The sequence below is a fragment of the Micromonospora fulviviridis genome (genome assembly GCF_014648395.1).
Classification (GTDB): Bacteria; Actinomycetota; Actinomycetes; order Mycobacteriales; family Micromonosporaceae; genus Micromonospora; species Micromonospora fulviviridis.
The window spans coordinates 378,666-393,142 of sequence record NZ_BMRA01000002.1 but is presented as its reverse complement, the minus strand read 5'-3'; the positions used below and the strand labels follow the sequence as shown (position 1 = coordinate 393,142).

The 14,477-nt window shown below is 73.6% G+C and carries 14 protein-coding genes; 11 read left to right on the top strand and 3 right to left on the bottom strand.

Going from position 1 to position 14,477, the window contains the following annotated elements; translation table 11 throughout:
• Positions 1 to 7: 7 nt before the first annotated feature.
• Positions 8 to 1,516 (bottom strand): LPXTG cell wall anchor domain-containing protein, encoded by a 1,509-nt coding sequence (locus IEY96_RS06780; protein ID WP_189193928.1) that lies wholly within the window; start codon positions 1,514 to 1,516, stop codon positions 8 to 10.
• Between the two features lie 297 nt (positions 1,517 to 1,813).
• Here IEY96_RS06780 and rsmD point away from each other — a divergent pair, with 297 nt between their 5' ends.
• The 11 genes from rsmD to IEY96_RS06725 all read left to right on the top strand — a co-directional run bounded on the left by rsmD (position 1,814) and on the right by IEY96_RS06725 (position 11,985).
• Positions 1,814 to 2,377: a 16S rRNA (guanine(966)-N(2))-methyltransferase RsmD gene (gene rsmD, locus IEY96_RS06775; RefSeq protein WP_189194261.1), complete on the top strand. Its 564-nt coding sequence runs from the start codon at positions 1,814 to 1,816 to the stop codon at positions 2,375 to 2,377.
• A complete protein-coding gene (gene coaD / locus IEY96_RS06770; RefSeq protein ID WP_189193927.1) occupies positions 2,374 to 2,850 on the top strand; it encodes a pantetheine-phosphate adenylyltransferase in 477 nt (158 codons plus the stop codon). The genes rsmD and coaD overlap by 4 nt, the downstream gene beginning before the upstream one ends.
• 220 nt (positions 2,851 to 3,070) lie before the next feature.
• Positions 3,071 to 3,568 carry an SPFH domain-containing protein gene (locus tag IEY96_RS06765; RefSeq protein WP_091312510.1) on the top strand — a complete coding sequence of 166 codons (498 nt, stop codon included), beginning with the start codon at positions 3,071 to 3,073 and terminating at the stop codon, positions 3,566 to 3,568.
• A 127-nt stretch (positions 3,569 to 3,695) separates the two neighbouring features.
• Positions 3,696 to 4,259, top strand: a complete 564-nt coding sequence (locus IEY96_RS06760; RefSeq protein ID WP_189193926.1) for a YceD family protein — start codon at positions 3,696 to 3,698, stop codon at positions 4,257 to 4,259.
• A gap of 5 nt (positions 4,260 to 4,264) precedes the next feature.
• The gene (gene rpmF / locus IEY96_RS06755; RefSeq protein WP_091312500.1) at positions 4,265 to 4,438 is read left to right on the top strand and encodes a 50S ribosomal protein L32; all 174 of its coding nucleotides are present in this window, start codon (positions 4,265 to 4,267) and stop codon (positions 4,436 to 4,438) included.
• Between the two features lie 129 nt (positions 4,439 to 4,567).
• The gene (locus IEY96_RS06750; protein ID WP_229791462.1) at positions 4,568 to 5,527 is read left to right on the top strand and encodes a phosphate acyltransferase PlsX; all 960 of its coding nucleotides are present in this window, start codon (positions 4,568 to 4,570) and stop codon (positions 5,525 to 5,527) included.
• Positions 5,524 to 6,312 (top strand): ribonuclease III, encoded by a 789-nt coding sequence (gene rnc / locus IEY96_RS06745; RefSeq protein ID WP_189193924.1) that lies wholly within the window; start codon positions 5,524 to 5,526, stop codon positions 6,310 to 6,312. The genes IEY96_RS06750 and rnc overlap by 4 nt, the downstream gene beginning before the upstream one ends.
• A complete protein-coding gene (mutM, locus tag IEY96_RS06740; protein ID WP_189193923.1) occupies positions 6,305 to 7,162 on the top strand; it encodes a bifunctional DNA-formamidopyrimidine glycosylase/DNA-(apurinic or apyrimidinic site) lyase in 858 nt (285 codons plus the stop codon). Before rnc ends, mutM begins: the two co-directional genes overlap by 8 nt.
• A 236-nt stretch (positions 7,163 to 7,398) precedes the next feature.
• On the top strand, positions 7,399 to 9,618 hold the full coding sequence (locus IEY96_RS06735) for an MMPL family transporter (RefSeq protein WP_189193922.1): 2,220 nt from the start codon (positions 7,399 to 7,401) through the stop codon (positions 9,616 to 9,618).
• A 172-nt stretch (positions 9,619 to 9,790) separates the two neighbouring features.
• Entirely contained in the window at positions 9,791 to 11,296 is a 1,506-nt protein-coding gene (locus IEY96_RS06730) for an MFS transporter (RefSeq protein WP_189193921.1), read from the top strand.
• Positions 11,297 to 11,442: 146 nt separating this feature from the next.
• A complete protein-coding gene (locus IEY96_RS06725) occupies positions 11,443 to 11,985 on the top strand; it encodes a GNAT family N-acetyltransferase (protein WP_189193920.1) in 543 nt (180 codons plus the stop codon).
• Between the two features lie 17 nt (positions 11,986 to 12,002).
• Here the strand turns inward: IEY96_RS06725 and IEY96_RS06720 are convergent, their stop codons facing one another.
• Together IEY96_RS06720 and IEY96_RS06715 are read right to left on the bottom strand one after the other, a co-directional pair.
• Positions 12,003 to 12,869 (bottom strand): endo alpha-1,4 polygalactosaminidase, encoded by an 867-nt coding sequence (locus IEY96_RS06720; protein WP_189193919.1) that lies wholly within the window; start codon positions 12,867 to 12,869, stop codon positions 12,003 to 12,005.
• 151 nt (positions 12,870 to 13,020) lie between these two features.
• Positions 13,021 to 14,379, bottom strand: coding sequence for a CAP domain-containing protein (locus tag IEY96_RS06715; protein WP_189193918.1), 1,359 nt, complete (start codon positions 14,377 to 14,379; stop codon positions 13,021 to 13,023).
• Positions 14,380 to 14,477 lie beyond the last annotated feature (98 nt).

The following is a 14,477-nucleotide window of genomic DNA, read 5'->3' as shown; positions in this document are numbered from 1 at the left end:
GCTCACGTCAGGCGGTGAAGCGGATCCGCCGCCGCCGGGTCACCACGAAGAGCACCGCGCCGGCCGCCACCAGGGCACCGGCCACGGCCGCCATGACGCCGGCCGCCGCACCGGTCACCGGCAGGCCCGGCTCGGCGCCGCCGCCACCGCCGCCACCGCAGTTCTGCTCGGGGGCGTAGACGGCCTCCATCTCCAGGTCGAGGTCGGGCAGGGCGACGGTCGCCTGCTCGTCCTTGCCGGCCTTGAAGGTCACCTTCTCGGTACCGCCCGGCGCGACGGTGCGGGTCTCGGTGCGCCCGCCGTAGGTCAGCTCGGCCTTGACCGGCAGGCCGCCCTTCGGGTTGGCCACCGTGAGGGTGAAGGTGTCGCAGGTCGCCTTGGCGGCCACCGTCGGCAGCGCGCAGTCCTCCGGCCGCTGCCAGGAGTAGCTGCCCTTGTCGAGCACCTTGCCGTCGACCAGCACCTCGACGGTGCCGGCGTTCGCGGCCGGGACGACGGTGTCGGTGTTCGCCTTGCCCGGCTCGACGGTCACCTTCTTCGACCAGCCGTTCGCGCCGCGCACCTCGAACTCGACGGGGTAGCGGCTCAGGCTGCCGTCGTTGCTGAGCGCCACGGTGACCGTGCCGTCGCAGTTGGCGGTGAACAGCGAGGCGGGGTTGGTGCAGCTGCGGCTGCCGCCGTTGTACCAGCCCTGCGGACCGTGCGACCGGCTGCCGGGCGCGCCCGGGGAGCCCAGCTTGAGGTTGCCGTACCGCTTGCCGTCCTCGGTCAGCGGGTCGATGACCTGGCTGGCGTCGCCCCAGATGAGGTCCACCTGGGTGTTGCAGTCGGGCAGGTCGACCTTCAGGTCGATGGCGGTCTTCGTGCCGCCGATCCAGTCGCTGGCCGGGGTGCCGTGCACGTACTGCGGGGTGGCGAAGCGCGGGCGCGGGGCGAAGTAGGAGACGAGAGTGAACCACTGCCTGCCGTCGCCGCAGAGCGGCAGGTCACCGTCGAGCTTGACGGTGGCCGTGCCCTTCGGCCCGTCGAAGGTGTGGCTGTAGGTGGCCTTGTCGAGGTCCACGCACTTCGGCGCCGGGGCGCAGGGCGCGTCCCGGGCCAGGTCGACGGTGCCGGTGTCGGTGTGGTCCTTGCCGTTCTTCTTCCACAGCGCGTAGATGGTCAGCGAGGCCGACCGGGTGTCGCCGGGCACTCGCTGGACCGCCTGGACGGAGTCGCCGTCGGGGACGACCGTGCCCTCCAGCGGGATGGCGGGCGCGCCCTCGACGGCGACGGTCACGTCGGTCTTCGGGTTCGGGGTGACCTGCTGGAGCGTGGCGGCCTTGTCCTGCTCGCTGTTCTCCACCGTCCAGGTGAGGACCCGCTCGCCGGTGAGCTGGTCGCAGGCGGAGGTGGCGGTGATGGTGGTGTGGTGGGCGCTGGCGGGGGTGGAGACCGCCACGGCCCCGGCAAGGCCGAGCAGGGCGGCGCCCAGCACGGCGAGCGGTCGCCGCGGCGACAGCCTGGTACGGATCACGGGTACTCCCGGATTGAGGGGTTTCGGGGTGGTGGCGTGGGACCGGGGCGCGCGCGGAGAGGTTTGCGGATCCGCGTGGCGGCCGTCCCGACGCCGGTGCCGGCGAGGCGAGCCGACAACCGGGCAGACCCTAGCGAAATCGACACCGCGGGCGTTACCGCTATCGACGGCTCGTAAAGGGTCTGTTATGAATTTGAGATCATTGATGTACGGCAGGTGATCGGCCGTCGCGCCGGGTGGTCTCCCCGGCCCGGCCCCGCCGTCGCGTAGCGTCTGGGGCATGTGCGGGAGCAGGCGGTGACCCGGATCGTGGCCGGGGCGCTCGGCGGCCGGCGGATCGCCGCGCCGCCCGGCGCCGGCACCCGGCCGACCTCGGACCGGGTCCGGGAGGCGCTGTTCAGTGCGGTGCAGGCCGAGGTGGATCTCGACGGGGCCCGCGTCGCCGACCTCTACGCCGGCTCCGGCGCGGTCGGGCTGGAGGCGCTGTCCCGGGGCGCCGCGCACGTGCTGCTCGTCGAGTCCGACCCCCGGGCCGCCCGGGTGATCCGGGAGAACATCGCCGCGCTCCGGGCCGCCCCGGCCGCCCGCCTGGTCACCGGCAAGGTGGCCACCGTGCTCGCGGCCGGCCCGGACGGCGGGGCGTACGACGTGGTCTTCGCCGACCCGCCCTACGCCGTACCCGGCGAGGAGATCACCGCGATGCTGGCCGCGCTGGTCGGCGGCGGCTGGCTGGCCCCGGGCGCCCTCGTGGTCGTCGAGCGCTCCAGCCGCACCGGCGAGGTCGAGTGGGTGGAGGGCATCACTGCCGGGCGCAGCCGCCGCTACGGCGAGACCACCCTTTGGTACGGTCGCCGATCATGAGACGTGCTGTCTGTCCCGGCTCGTTCGATCCGGTCACCAACGGACACCTCGACATCATCGGCCGGGCCAGCCGGCTCTTCGACGAGGTGATCGTCGGCGTGCTGGTCAACCAGTCGAAGCAGGGGCTGTTCACGGTCGAGGAGCGGATCGACATGCTCCGCGAGGTGACCTCCTCGTACGACAACGTGCGGGTCGAGTCGTTCCGCGGCCTGCTGGTCGACTTCTGCCGCGCCCAGCAGGCGAGCGTGCTGATCAAGGGCCTGCGGGCGGTCAGCGACTTCGACTACGAGCTCCAGATGGCCCAGATGAACATCGGCCTGGCCGGCGTGGAGACGCTCTTCATGCCGACGAACCCGCTCTACTCCTTCCTCTCCTCCAGCCTGGTCAAGGACGTGGCCAAGTGGGGCGGCGACATCTCCGCCCACGTCCCGGACGTGGTCCGCGAGGAACTGGTGGCCCGCCTCCGCCCCTGACCCTCTGCGCGATCTTGCAGTTGGAGCCCCCGTATCCGTCCGGGATGGGCGGAATGCCCGGGCGGAAAGTGCAAGATCGGCGAGTCGGGGGGCGGGCGACGCGCCGGGTAGGGGTGCAGCGGCGCGGGTAGAGGGCGCGTTACATGATGTGTGCAGCGCCGAACCCGGGCGCAGGCCGCATCATGAAGGTCGGCCGACGAACGACAGGAGTGAGGTACCGGTGGACCCGCTCGATCGCATCGACGAACTGATCGCCATGGTGGAGCAGGCCCGCTCCGTTCCGATGTCGCGCAACAACTGCATGGTCGACCGGGGCGAGATGATCGCCGCCCTGGACGAGCTGCGCGTGGAGCTTCCCGCCGACCTGCGCCGGGCCGCCGCGCTGCTGGAGGAGCGGGACAAGATCATGGAGGCCGGCAAGCGCGAGGCCGACCGGATCATCAGCGAGGGTGAGGCGGAACACGCCCGCCTCGTCTCGGTGAACGAGATCACCGTGTCCGCCGAGCACGAGGGCGCCCGGATCATCGCCGAGGCCCGGGCCGAGGCGCAGCGCCTGCGCGAGGAGGTCGACGACTACGTCGACACCGCCCTGGCCAACTTCGAGCAGTTCCTGACCCGGGCGCTCGCCTCGATAGAGCGCGGCCGGGACAAGATGCACGCGCTGCGGGAGATCGGCACCTTCGCTGGGGACGAGGCGGATCGCCCGCTACCCTTCTGAGCGGCACGCGGGCCGGCGGCCGACAGCCGGCAGCCGCCGGGCCGGGGCGGCGACGCCCCCGGTTCGACGGTCCGGCGGTCGCCCAGGTAACCTTTTTTGTCGGCCTCTCACCGGCCGGAGTCTGACTATGCCCAAACACTCGCCAAGCCAACTCGACCCCAGGTCGCCGCTGGTCCTCGACACGAGGGACCTGCCGCGTCGGCCTGGCGCGTTGCGTACGCATCGGCGGACCGTGCCGGCACCGGCGGACCTCGGCGTGGAGTTGATCAGTGTGCCGGAGGGCGCGGACCTCGACCTCGACCTGAGGTTGGAGTCGGTGTCCGAGGGCGTGCTCGTCTCCGGGACCGTCACCGGTCCCGTCAAGGGCGAGTGCGGCCGTTGCCTGCGCGAGATCGACGACTCGGTGGCCGTGACGATCCAGGAGCTGTACGCGTACGAGAACAGCACCACGGACGACACGACCGACGAGGACGAGGTGGGCCGGATGCAGGGCGATCTGATCGACCTGGAGCCGGCGCTGCGGGACGCGGTGGTGCTCGCACTGCCGACCAACCCGCTCTGCCGGGAGGACTGCCCAGGGTTGTGCCCCGAATGCGGGGTGCACTGGGACGATCTGCCGGCCGACCACAGTCACCAGCAGATCGACCCGCGTTGGGCGGGCCTGTCGCAACTGACCCGTACAGAGGAGTAAGAACCGTGGCCGTCCCCAAGCGCAAGATGTCGCGCAGCAACACCCGCGCCCGCCGGGCGAACTGGAAGGCCACGGCGGTCGCGACCGTGCCTTGCCCGCAGTGCAAGTCGGCCAAGCTGCCGCACGCCGCCTGCTCCGTCTGCGGCACCTACAACGGCCGTCAGGTCCTCGAGGTCTGACGGCGCCGAGTGACGTCCCCGACCACCGGTCGGGTGGCGCACGCACCAAGGCTCTCGCCCGGTGCCCCGGCTCCCTCCGCCGCCGGCCGTTCCCCGGCCGGCGCGCCGACGGAGCCGGGCACCGCGCGGATCGCCGTCGACCTCCTCGGCGGGGACGATGCTCCCGCCGTCGTGGTTGACGGCGCTCTGCGGGCCGTGCGTACCGACCCTGACCTGCACCTGCTGCTCGTCGGACCGACCGAGGTCGCCGACGGGCTGATCGGTGCGCTCGACCCGGAGCAGCGCACCCGGGTCACCGTCCGCCCGGTGCGGACCGTCGTCGGCATGGCCGACCATCCCACCGCCGCGCGCGGGGAGAGCACTGTCCGCGCGGCCGTGCACGCCGTCCGCGACGGGATCGCCGACGCGCTCGTCTCCGCCGGTTCGACCGGTGCCACCGTCACCGCCGCCGCGCTCGGTCTCGGCCGCTGGACCGGCGTACGCCGGCCCGCCCTGGTCGCCACCCTGCCCGCCGTCGAAGGGCCGGTGGTGCTGCTGGACGTCGGCGGCACGCTCGAACCCGGACCCGCCACCCTGGCCCGGCACGCCGTGCTCGGCGCCGCCTACGCGGCCGTGGCGCACGCCATCGTGGCGCCCCGGGTCGGGCTGCTCTCCGTCGGCATCGAGGCGGGCAAGGGCGACCGGCTCCGCCGCTCCGCCGACCCCGCCCTCGCCGCCGTGTCGCTGCCCTGCGGCGCCCGCTACATCGGCCTCGTCGAGGGGTACGACGTCTCCCTCGGCGCCCGCGCCGACGTGGTGGTGACCGACGGCTTCACCGGCAACGTGCTGCTCAAGGCCATCGAGGGCGCGTACGCGATGGCCGGCGGGCCCCCGGCGAGCGGCGGCGCGCCCCGTGCGGCGGCCCTGCTCGGGGTGGCCGGCACCGTGGTGGTCTGCCACGGCGCAGCCGGGCCCGACGACGTCGCCTCCGGCATCGCCCTCGCCGCCCACCTGTGGCGCCGGGGCGCCACCGACACCGTCTCGACCCTGCTCGACGACGTTCCGCACGATCCCGCACCCGACCACAACGACACCGAGGTTGCGCCATGACCAACGACAAGCGGCGGCGTGCTCCCGTCGGCCACCTGGAGGCGGCCTTCGGGGTGTCGCTCGACCCGGAACTGCTGGAGCGCGCACTGACCCATCGCTCCTACGCGTACGAGAACGGTGGGCTGCCCACCAACGAGCGACTGGAGTTCCTCGGCGACTCGGTCCTCGGCGTGGTGATCACCACGGCGCTCTTCCACAACCACCCGGACCTGCCCGAGGGGCAGCTCGCCAAGCTGCGGGCCAGCGTGGTCAACATGCGTGCCCTCGCGGACGTGGCGCGTGGCCTCGGCCCGGACGGGCTGGGCGCGTACCTGCTGCTCGGCAAGGGCGAGGAGGCCACCGGCGGCCGGGACAAGGCCAGCATCCTGGCCGACACCCTGGAGGCGCTGCTCGGCGCGATCTACCTCCAGTACGGCCTGGACACCGCGGCCATCGTGATCCACCGGCTGTTCGACCCGCTGATGGCCGAGTCGGCCGGCCGGGGCGCGGCGCTCGACTGGAAGACCAGCCTCCAGGAGCTGACCGCCGCGCTGGGGCTCGGGGTCCCCGAGTACCGGATCGAGGGCACCGGCCCGGACCATCTCAAGACCTTCACGGCCTGGGTGGTGGTGGCCGGCAACCGGTACGGCGGCGCGGAGGGGCGCAGCAAGAAGGAGGCCGAGCAGCGGGCCGCCGAGTCGGCCTGGCGGATGCTGACCGAGCAGGCCGAGGCGGAGGCCGCCGCGAAGGCCGCCGTCGAGGAGGCGGCGGGCGACCCGGCCGAGACGGGCGCCGGCCGTGCCTGAGCTGCCCGAGGTCGAGACCGTCCGGCAGGGGCTGGCCCAGTGGGTCATCGGCCGGCGGATCAGTGCCGTCGAGGTGCGCCACCCCCGGGCGGTCCGCCGGCACGAGCCGGGCGGCGAGCACTTCGCCGACGTGCTGACCGGCCGGACCGTCACCGACGTCCGGCGCCGGGGCAAGTACCTGTGGCTCCCGCTGGACAGCGGGGACGCCCTCATCGGCCACCTCGGCATGTCCGGCCAGCTCCTGCTCCAGCCGGTCGGCGCGGCCGACGAGCTGCACCTGCGGGTCCGGTTCCGGTTCGCCGACGACGGTCCGGAGCTGCGCTTCGTCGACCAGCGCACGTTCGGCGGGCTGTCGGTCTCCGAGGGCGGGGCCGAGCTGCCGGCCGAGATCGCGCACATCGCCCGGGACCCGATGGACCCGGAGTTCTCCGACGCCGGCTTCGTGGCCGCGCTGCGCAAGCGGCGGACCGAGGTGAAGCGGGCGCTGCTCGACCAGACGCTGATCTCGGGCGTCGGCAACATCTACGCCGACGAGGCCCTCTGGCGGGCCCGGCTGCACGGCGCCCGGCCGACCGACGCGCTGACCGGCCCGGCCGCCGGCCGGCTGCTCGGCCACGTCCGGGACGTGCTCGGCGAGGCGATCAAGCAGGGCGGCACGAGCTTCGACGAGCTGTACGTGAATGTCAACGGCGAGAGCGGCTACTTCGACCGGTCGCTGAACGCGTACGGCCGGGAGGGGGAGCCCTGCCCGCGGTGCGGGACGCCGATCCGGCGCGAGGCGTTCATGAACCGGTCGTCCTACAGTTGCCCGCGCTGCCAGCCCCGCCCCCGGGGCACCCTCCGGGGATGACCCCGAGCCGACTCGGGGTTGCGCCGGTGTGCCTCACCGGCCGCGGCCCGGCGGGTCCCCCGGTCGTACCCTGAAAATCCCGTTCTGTCCGGTTGGCCGACCCGGTTCGGGCCGCCCGGCCGGAGCCGGCCGGATGGGGGACGAGCCGGGGCCGTTCCCCGATGTCCGGGCCCGTTCCGCTCCCTAGCGTCAGCAGACGTCGGCACGGGGCCGACGTCTGGAGGGGGTTCCCAGGTATGGGCAGGCGACCGGTGACCGTGCGGCTGGCACGGTGGAGTGCGGAGCACCCGTGGCGGGCCATCGCGCTCTGGGTGGTGTTCGTGGCGGTGTGCTTCGTCGGTGGCAACGCCGCCGGGCTGAACGAGGCGACCGACGACGACCAGGCGATCGGTGAGTTCGGGCGGGCCCAGCTGATCGTCGACAGTGGCGGCTTCCACGAGCCGGCCACCGAGAACGTGCTCATCACTCCCCGCTCGGGCACGCTCGACCCGGCCGCGGCGAAGGCCGCCGCCGAGGACGCGACGGCCCGGCTGCGGCAGGTCGACGGGGTGACCTCGGTGGGCGCGCCGATGCCGTCCCGGGACGGCAACGCCATGCTGGTGCCGATCACCATGTCGGGTGACCCGGAGACCGCCTCGGACCGGGTGCAGCCGCTGCGCGACACCACCGCGAAGGTCCAGGAGGCGCACCCGGCGCTGCGGGTCGAGCAGGTCGGCGGCCCGTCGATCGGCAAGGCGCTCGACGACACCCTGGGCAAGGACTTCAAGCGGGCCGAACTGCTCAGCCTGCCGGTCACCCTGGCCATCCTGATCATCGCGTTCGGCGCGCTGATCGCGGCCGGCGTGCCGGTGCTGCTCGCGCTCTCCTCGGTGGCCGCGGCCATGGGGCTCTCCACCCTCGCCTCGCACCTGGTGCCGGCCACCGACACCACGGCCAGCGTCATCCTGCTGATCGGCATGGCGGTCGGCGTGGACTACTCGCTCTTCTACGTCCGGCGGGAACGCGAGGAGCGGGCCAAGGGCCGCTCCGGGCTCGACGCGGTGGAGATCGCGGCGGAGACCTCCGGGCACGCCGTGGTGGTCTCCGGCACCGCCGTGATCATCTCGATGGCGGGGCTGCTGCTCGCCCAGGACGCCATCTTCTCGTCGCTCGCCGTCGGCTCGATCCTGGTGGTCGCGGTCGCCGTGATCGGCTCGCTGACCGTGCTGCCGGCGCTCCTGGCCAAGCTGGGCCGCTGGGTCGACCGGCCCCGGGTGCCGCTGCTGTGGCGCCTCACCGCCCCGCGCGTCGGGCGGCACGGCGGGCCGGCCCGGCCCCGGTTCTGGCCGGCCGTGCTGAAGCCCGCGCTGCGCGCCCCGCTGGCCACCCTGGTGGTCTCGGTCGGGCTGCTGCTCGCCCTGGCCGCCCCGGCGCTGGGCATGAAGCTGAAGTTCCCGGGCATGGAGGACGTGCCGCGCACCACGGCGGCCATGCAGGCGTACGACCGGCTCACCGCGGCCTTCCCGAGCAACGGCACCAGCCACACGGTCGCCGTGCGGGCGCCGGCCGACCAGGCCGACCGGGTGAAGGCGGCCCTGACCGGGCTGGCCGACCGGGCCGCCGCCGACCCGCTCTTCGCGCCGGCCGAGGGGGACGGCCCGAAGATCAAGGTGTCGGAGGACCGGCGGGTGTCGGTGCTCGAGGTGGCCACGCCGTACGCCAGCCGCACCGACGAGGCGTCCCGGTCGCTGCACGAGCTGCGCCAGGACCTGGTCCCGGCCGCGCTGGGCGGCATCCCCGGCGTCGAGTACGCGGTCGGCGGCGGCGTGGCGGCCAGCGAGGACTACGCGGACCACATCTGGGCGAAGCTGCCCCTGGTGGCGGCCTTCGTGCTGGCGCTGACCTTCCTCGTGATGGCCTGGACGTTCCGGTCGGTCGTGGTGGCGCTCACCTCGATCCTGCTGAACCTGCTCTCCGCCGGGGCCGCGTACGGCCTGCTGGTGCTGGTCTTCCAGGGCACCTGGGCGGAAGGGCTGCTCGGCTTCACCTCGATGGACGCGATCGTCACCTGGCTGCCGATGTTCCTCTTCGTGGTGCTGTTCGGGCTCTCCATGGACTACCACGTCTTCGTGGTCAGCCGGATCCGCGAGGGCATCCGCCAGGGGATGTCGAACAAGGACGCGGTGGCGTACGGGATCACCTCCTCGGCGGGCGTGGTGACCAGCGCGGCGATCGTCATGGTCGGGGTGTTCTCGATCTTCGCGACGCTCAGCACCATCGACTTCAAGCAGCTCGGCATCGGGCTGGCCGCGGCCATCCTGCTGGACGCCACGATCATCCGGGCGGTGGTGCTGCCGTCGCTGATGACGCTGCTGGGCGACGCGAACTGGTGGGCGCCGCGGTTCCTGCGCGGCCGGGCGGCGACCCCGCCGGCCGAGCCGCCCGCGCCGGCCCCGGAGCTGGTCGGCGCGCGCTGACTCACGGGACGGGGGAGGGCGGGCCGGTCCGGTCCGCCCTTCGTCCTGTGACGGAGGTGTCACCGCAGGATTAACGGCCGCGGCGGCGGGGCATCTGGGCCGCCATGGACGAACAGCTCACGCCGGCGGCCCGTCGTCGCGCCCCGGCCACCGCAGCCCTCCGGAGCGCGTCATGAGCACCGACGTGCGGACCGGCACCGTACGGACCAACGTCCCGGCCCGCCTGGACCGGCTGCCGTGGTCCCGCTGGCACTGGATGATCGTGATCGGCCTCGGCACGGTGTGGATCCTCGACGGCCTCGAGGTGACCATCGTCGGCAACCTCTCCGGCAAGCTGGCCGAGCCGGGCAGCGGCCTGAGCATCACCCAGAGCCAGGTCACCGGCCTGGCCGCAGCGCTCTACGTGGCGGGCGCCTGCACCGGCGCGCTCTTCTTCGGCTGGCTCACCGACCGGTTCGGGCGCAAGAAGCTGTTCCTGCTGACCCTCGGGCTCTACCTGGTGGCGACCGCGCTGACCGCGCTCTCCTTCGACACCTGGTGGTTCTTCCTGTTCCGGTTCCTCACCGGCATGGGCATCGGCGGCGAGTACGCGGCCATCAACTCGGCCATCGACGAGCTGATCCCGGCGCGGCACCGCGGCCGGATCGACATCATCATCAACGGCACCTTCTGGCTCGGCGCGGCGCTCGGCGCGCTGCTGACCGTGCCGCTGCTCAACGGCCTGCCGACCAACCTCGGCTGGCGGGTGGCGTTCGGCCTCGGCGCGGTGCTCGGCGTGGTGATCCTGCTGGTCCGCCGGCACGTCCCGGAGAGCCCACGGTGGTTGTTCATCCACGGCCGGGCCGACGAGGCGAACCATCTCGTCGACTCGGTCGAGGCCGAGGTGAAGCGGGAGACGGGCAAGGACCTCACCGAGGCCGACAACTGGATCGAGATCAAGCAGCGGAAGAGCACCAACTTCCTGGAGATCGCGAAGACCCTTTTCGCCCGCTACCCGAAGCGCGCCACGCTGGGCTTCTCGCTCTTCATCGGGCAGGCGTTCCTCTACAACGCGATCACCTTCGGCTTCGCCCAGATCCTCCAGACCTTCTTCGACGTCCCGCCGGGCAACAGCGGCTACTACTTCGCGGTGATCGCGGTCGGCAACCTGCTCGGCCCGCTGCTGCTGGGCCGGCTCTTCGACACCGTCGGCCGGGTTCCGATGATCGCCGGCTCGTACATCGGCTCGGGCGTGCTGCTGCTCGGCACCGCCTGGCTGTTCCACTCCGGCGTGCTCGACGCGGTGACCATGACCGCCTGCTGGTGCGCGGTGCTCTTCTTCGCCTCGGCCGGCGCCAGCGCGGCGTACCTGACGGTCAGCGAGATCTTCCCCATGGAGACCCGGGCCATGGCCATCGCGTTCTTCTACGCGATCGGCACCGCCGCCGGCGGCATCACCGGCCCGCTGCTCTTCGCCAAGCTGGTCGGCACCGGCAAGGTCGGTGACACCGTGGTCGCCTTCGTCATCGGCGCCGCCGTGATGATCATCGGTGGCCTGGTGGAGCTGACCCTCGGCGTCAAGGCCGAGGGCAAGTCCCTGGAGGAGCTGGCCACCCCGCTCAGCGCCGAGCACGCCGGCATCCCGGCCCAGCGCGGCGCCGGCACCCCGGCCCCGGTCACCGGTGGCGCCCCCGGCTGACCGCCGCCGTCCCTCGACACCGCCCCCCCGCCCGTCCGGGCCGGGGGCGGTGTCGCTTCTTCAGGGGTACGCGGAGCACGAGCACGATCCCGGTTGACGTGCTTATCGGTTTGTCTATGACCGGTCCGGTCCGGTAGGAAGCTCGCATGCTGAGGGGCAACACGGTCGGGCTCAGGGCCCGGCACGAGGACGACATCCCGACCCTGCGAGCCGAGCTCTACGACGACGTCGTCAACTCCTCCCGGGCCGAGGGCGGGCCGTGGCGGCCGATCACGCCCGGCTCGAAGGACCCGCGGCTCGTGGTGGACGACCAGGAGCAGGGAAGCGTCCCGTTCTCGGTGGTGGAGCTGGACGGCGGCACGCTGGTCGGCACCGCGACGCTGTGGGGCATCGACAACCACAACCGGTCCGCGCACATCGGCCTCGGACTGCTGCCGTCCGCCCGCGGGAAGGGCTACGGCACCGACGTGGTGGCGGTGCTGTGCCACTACGGATTCGTCGTGCGTGGCCTGCAACGGCTGCAGATCGAGACGCTGGCGGACAACGCCGCGATGCTGCGCTCCGCCGAGCGCAACGGCTTCGTCCGCGAGGGTGTGCTGCGCTCCTCGGCCTGGGTGCTGGGCGAGTTCCTCGACGAGGTGGTGCTCGGGCTCCTCGCTCAGGACTGGAAGCCGGACTCGACGGCATAGCCGCCGCCCCGGGGCGCTCAGGACAGCGGGCAGGGCTCGCGCCAGGCGTCGAGCTTGCGGTCCTTGAGGATCGAGGCGAAGCCGTAGCCGACCGTGGTGACGCAGAACTCGGCCGGGTCGCCGGTGTACTCCACGTGGAACACCGGCTTGTGCGCGTCGGCGAAGGGGAGCAGCTTGTCGCACCCGCCCCGGCGGACGCACTCCTGGTTGACCGCGAAGTCGAAGTCGGGGGCGAGCGCCGCCACCTGCGGCAGGTCGTCGACCAGCCCGGGGGAGAGCTCCAGCCGCCGGGCCAGCGTGGCCAGCCGCCGGTTGAACAGCAACTGGTCGTCGAAGGTGAGCGGGAAGCCGGAGCGGTGCAGGTAGCCGTCGGCGTCGTCGAGCGCCACCGCGCCGAAGCCCTTGCCCCGGCAGAGCCGGAACCGGTCGGCCAGCACCGGCTCCAGCGAGTCCCACCGGCGCACGTCCAGCCACCGGCTGCCCGGCCGGCCGGGCACCGCCGTCCCGCGTACCGCCGCCGGGAAGCGGCTCGCGTCCGGGTCGGCGGCGGCGTACGTGCCGACCCGCACCTGGCAGACCAGGCGGCGGTGGCGGGCGCGCAGCGCGCCGGTCTCGCGGGAGGTGGTCTGCGCCGCGTCGAGCAGGAAGACGTCGGCGTCGACGGTGACGTCCACCGGGCCGGTGAGCTGCCACTGCCACTGCCAGTGCCGGGCCTGCGCGACGGGCCACGGGGTGGGCGCCCCGGGCGGGACGAGCGGCTCCCGGCAGGCCGGCGCCGGGGCGAGCAGCAGCGCCGTCAGCACCACCGCAACGCCCCGGCGCGGTCCACGTCGGCGGACGTGGACCGGCCGGGGCGGCACGGCCCACGCCGGCCGGATCCGCATGGACAGCTCCCGGGTCGCGGGCGGCACCCCGCCCCCTGCCGGTACGTCTCCGGTGGCCGCCTGCGCGCACCGGCGACGGGCCGGCACCGCTCAGGCGTCCCCGGCGTACCTCACCCGGTCAACGAGCGCGGACCCGGTCACGACGCGCCGCTCAGCGCGGCGTGCCGAAGTCCTGCGTCCAGTACGGCCCGTTGCTCCGCGCCACGCCCACGCCGATCTCGGTGAACGAGCAGTTCAGGATGTTCGCCCGGTGCCCCGGGGAGTTCATCCAGGCGTCCATCACCGCGGCCGGGCTCTGCTGGTTCCAGGCCACGTTCTCGCCGTACGACCGCCAGGCGTAGCCGACCCGGTCGAGCCGGTCGCCCACGTCGCTGCCGTCGCTGCCGTCGTGCGACATGGTCTTGTGGTCGGCCTGGTCCTGGCTGTGCCGCTGCGCGGCGAGCACCAGCTTGTCGTCGACGGTCAGCGCCTTGCAGCCGGCCTTGGCCCGCTCCTGGTTGACCAGGTTGACGACCTCCCGCAGCTCGGCGCTGAGCCCCTTGGCCGAGGCGGTCGTGGCGCCCGTGCTGCTGGGCGCGGTGCTCCGCGGCAGTTGCCGGGACGGCGCGGTGGTGCGGCTCGGCTTCGGGGTGGGCTTCTTCGTCGGGGTCGGCGCGGCGCTGGTCGGCGCGGCGCTCGGGCTGGTCGACTCCGGCGCGAGCGCGTCGCCCGGGTCCGCCTCGGCGCCGTCGGACGCGAGCGGGGCGGCGGCCACCGGGGCGTCGGCGGAGGTCCGCTCGGTCGACTGGTCACCACCGGGCAGCAGCACGGCGCCCACGCCGAGGCTCACCACGAGCGTCGCCGCGGCGGCGGCCCCACCGATCAGGAGGGGACGCGGCAGGCGGCGCCGCTGCCGGTGCCGGCCGGCGTCCTCCGCCGAATCGTCGGCGACCGGCTGCCAGCCGGCCGTGGGCCGCCCGTCGGCTACCGGCTGCCAGGCGGCGGTCGGCTGCTCCTCGGGGCGCCAGGCGGCGGGCTGCTCCTCGCGGCGCCACGCGTCGACCGGCTGCTCCTCGGGGCGCCAGGCGGCGGGTTGCTCCTCGCGGCGCCACGCGTCGGCGGGCTGCTCCTCCGAGTGCCAGCCGGCGGCCCGCTCGTACGGGGACGTCGGGGCGCCCGGGTGGGCCGCCGGGCCGTACGCCGGCGGCTCGACGGCCGGGGAGTACCCGGTCCGGTCGGCGTCGGCGTACCGCCCGGCGTCGGCCCACCCGTGCGCGGCACCGGCGGCGGGGAGGTTGCCGGTGCGCTCTGCGGTGTGGTCGTCCCGCCATGGAGTGGCCTGCGCGTCGGCCCGCCAGACCTCGGTGGGCGCCTCGGTACGGGCCGGGCCGGGCTGCTCCGGCTCGTCCCCGAAGAGGTACGACGACCGCGGCTCGGGCCGGTCGGTGAGCCAGGCCGGTCCCTCGTCGGTCGGCGGCTCGGGGCGTCGGGGAACGCCATCCGGTTCGATCGGGTCGGTCCAGCGGTACACGCCTGTCCCCTCCACGGGTCGGTTGCGGGCCGCAGTGACGCTACGGGCGCGCCGCGAGCTGCGGCAACGTGGCTAAGAAAGAGTTAAGGGGAACCAGA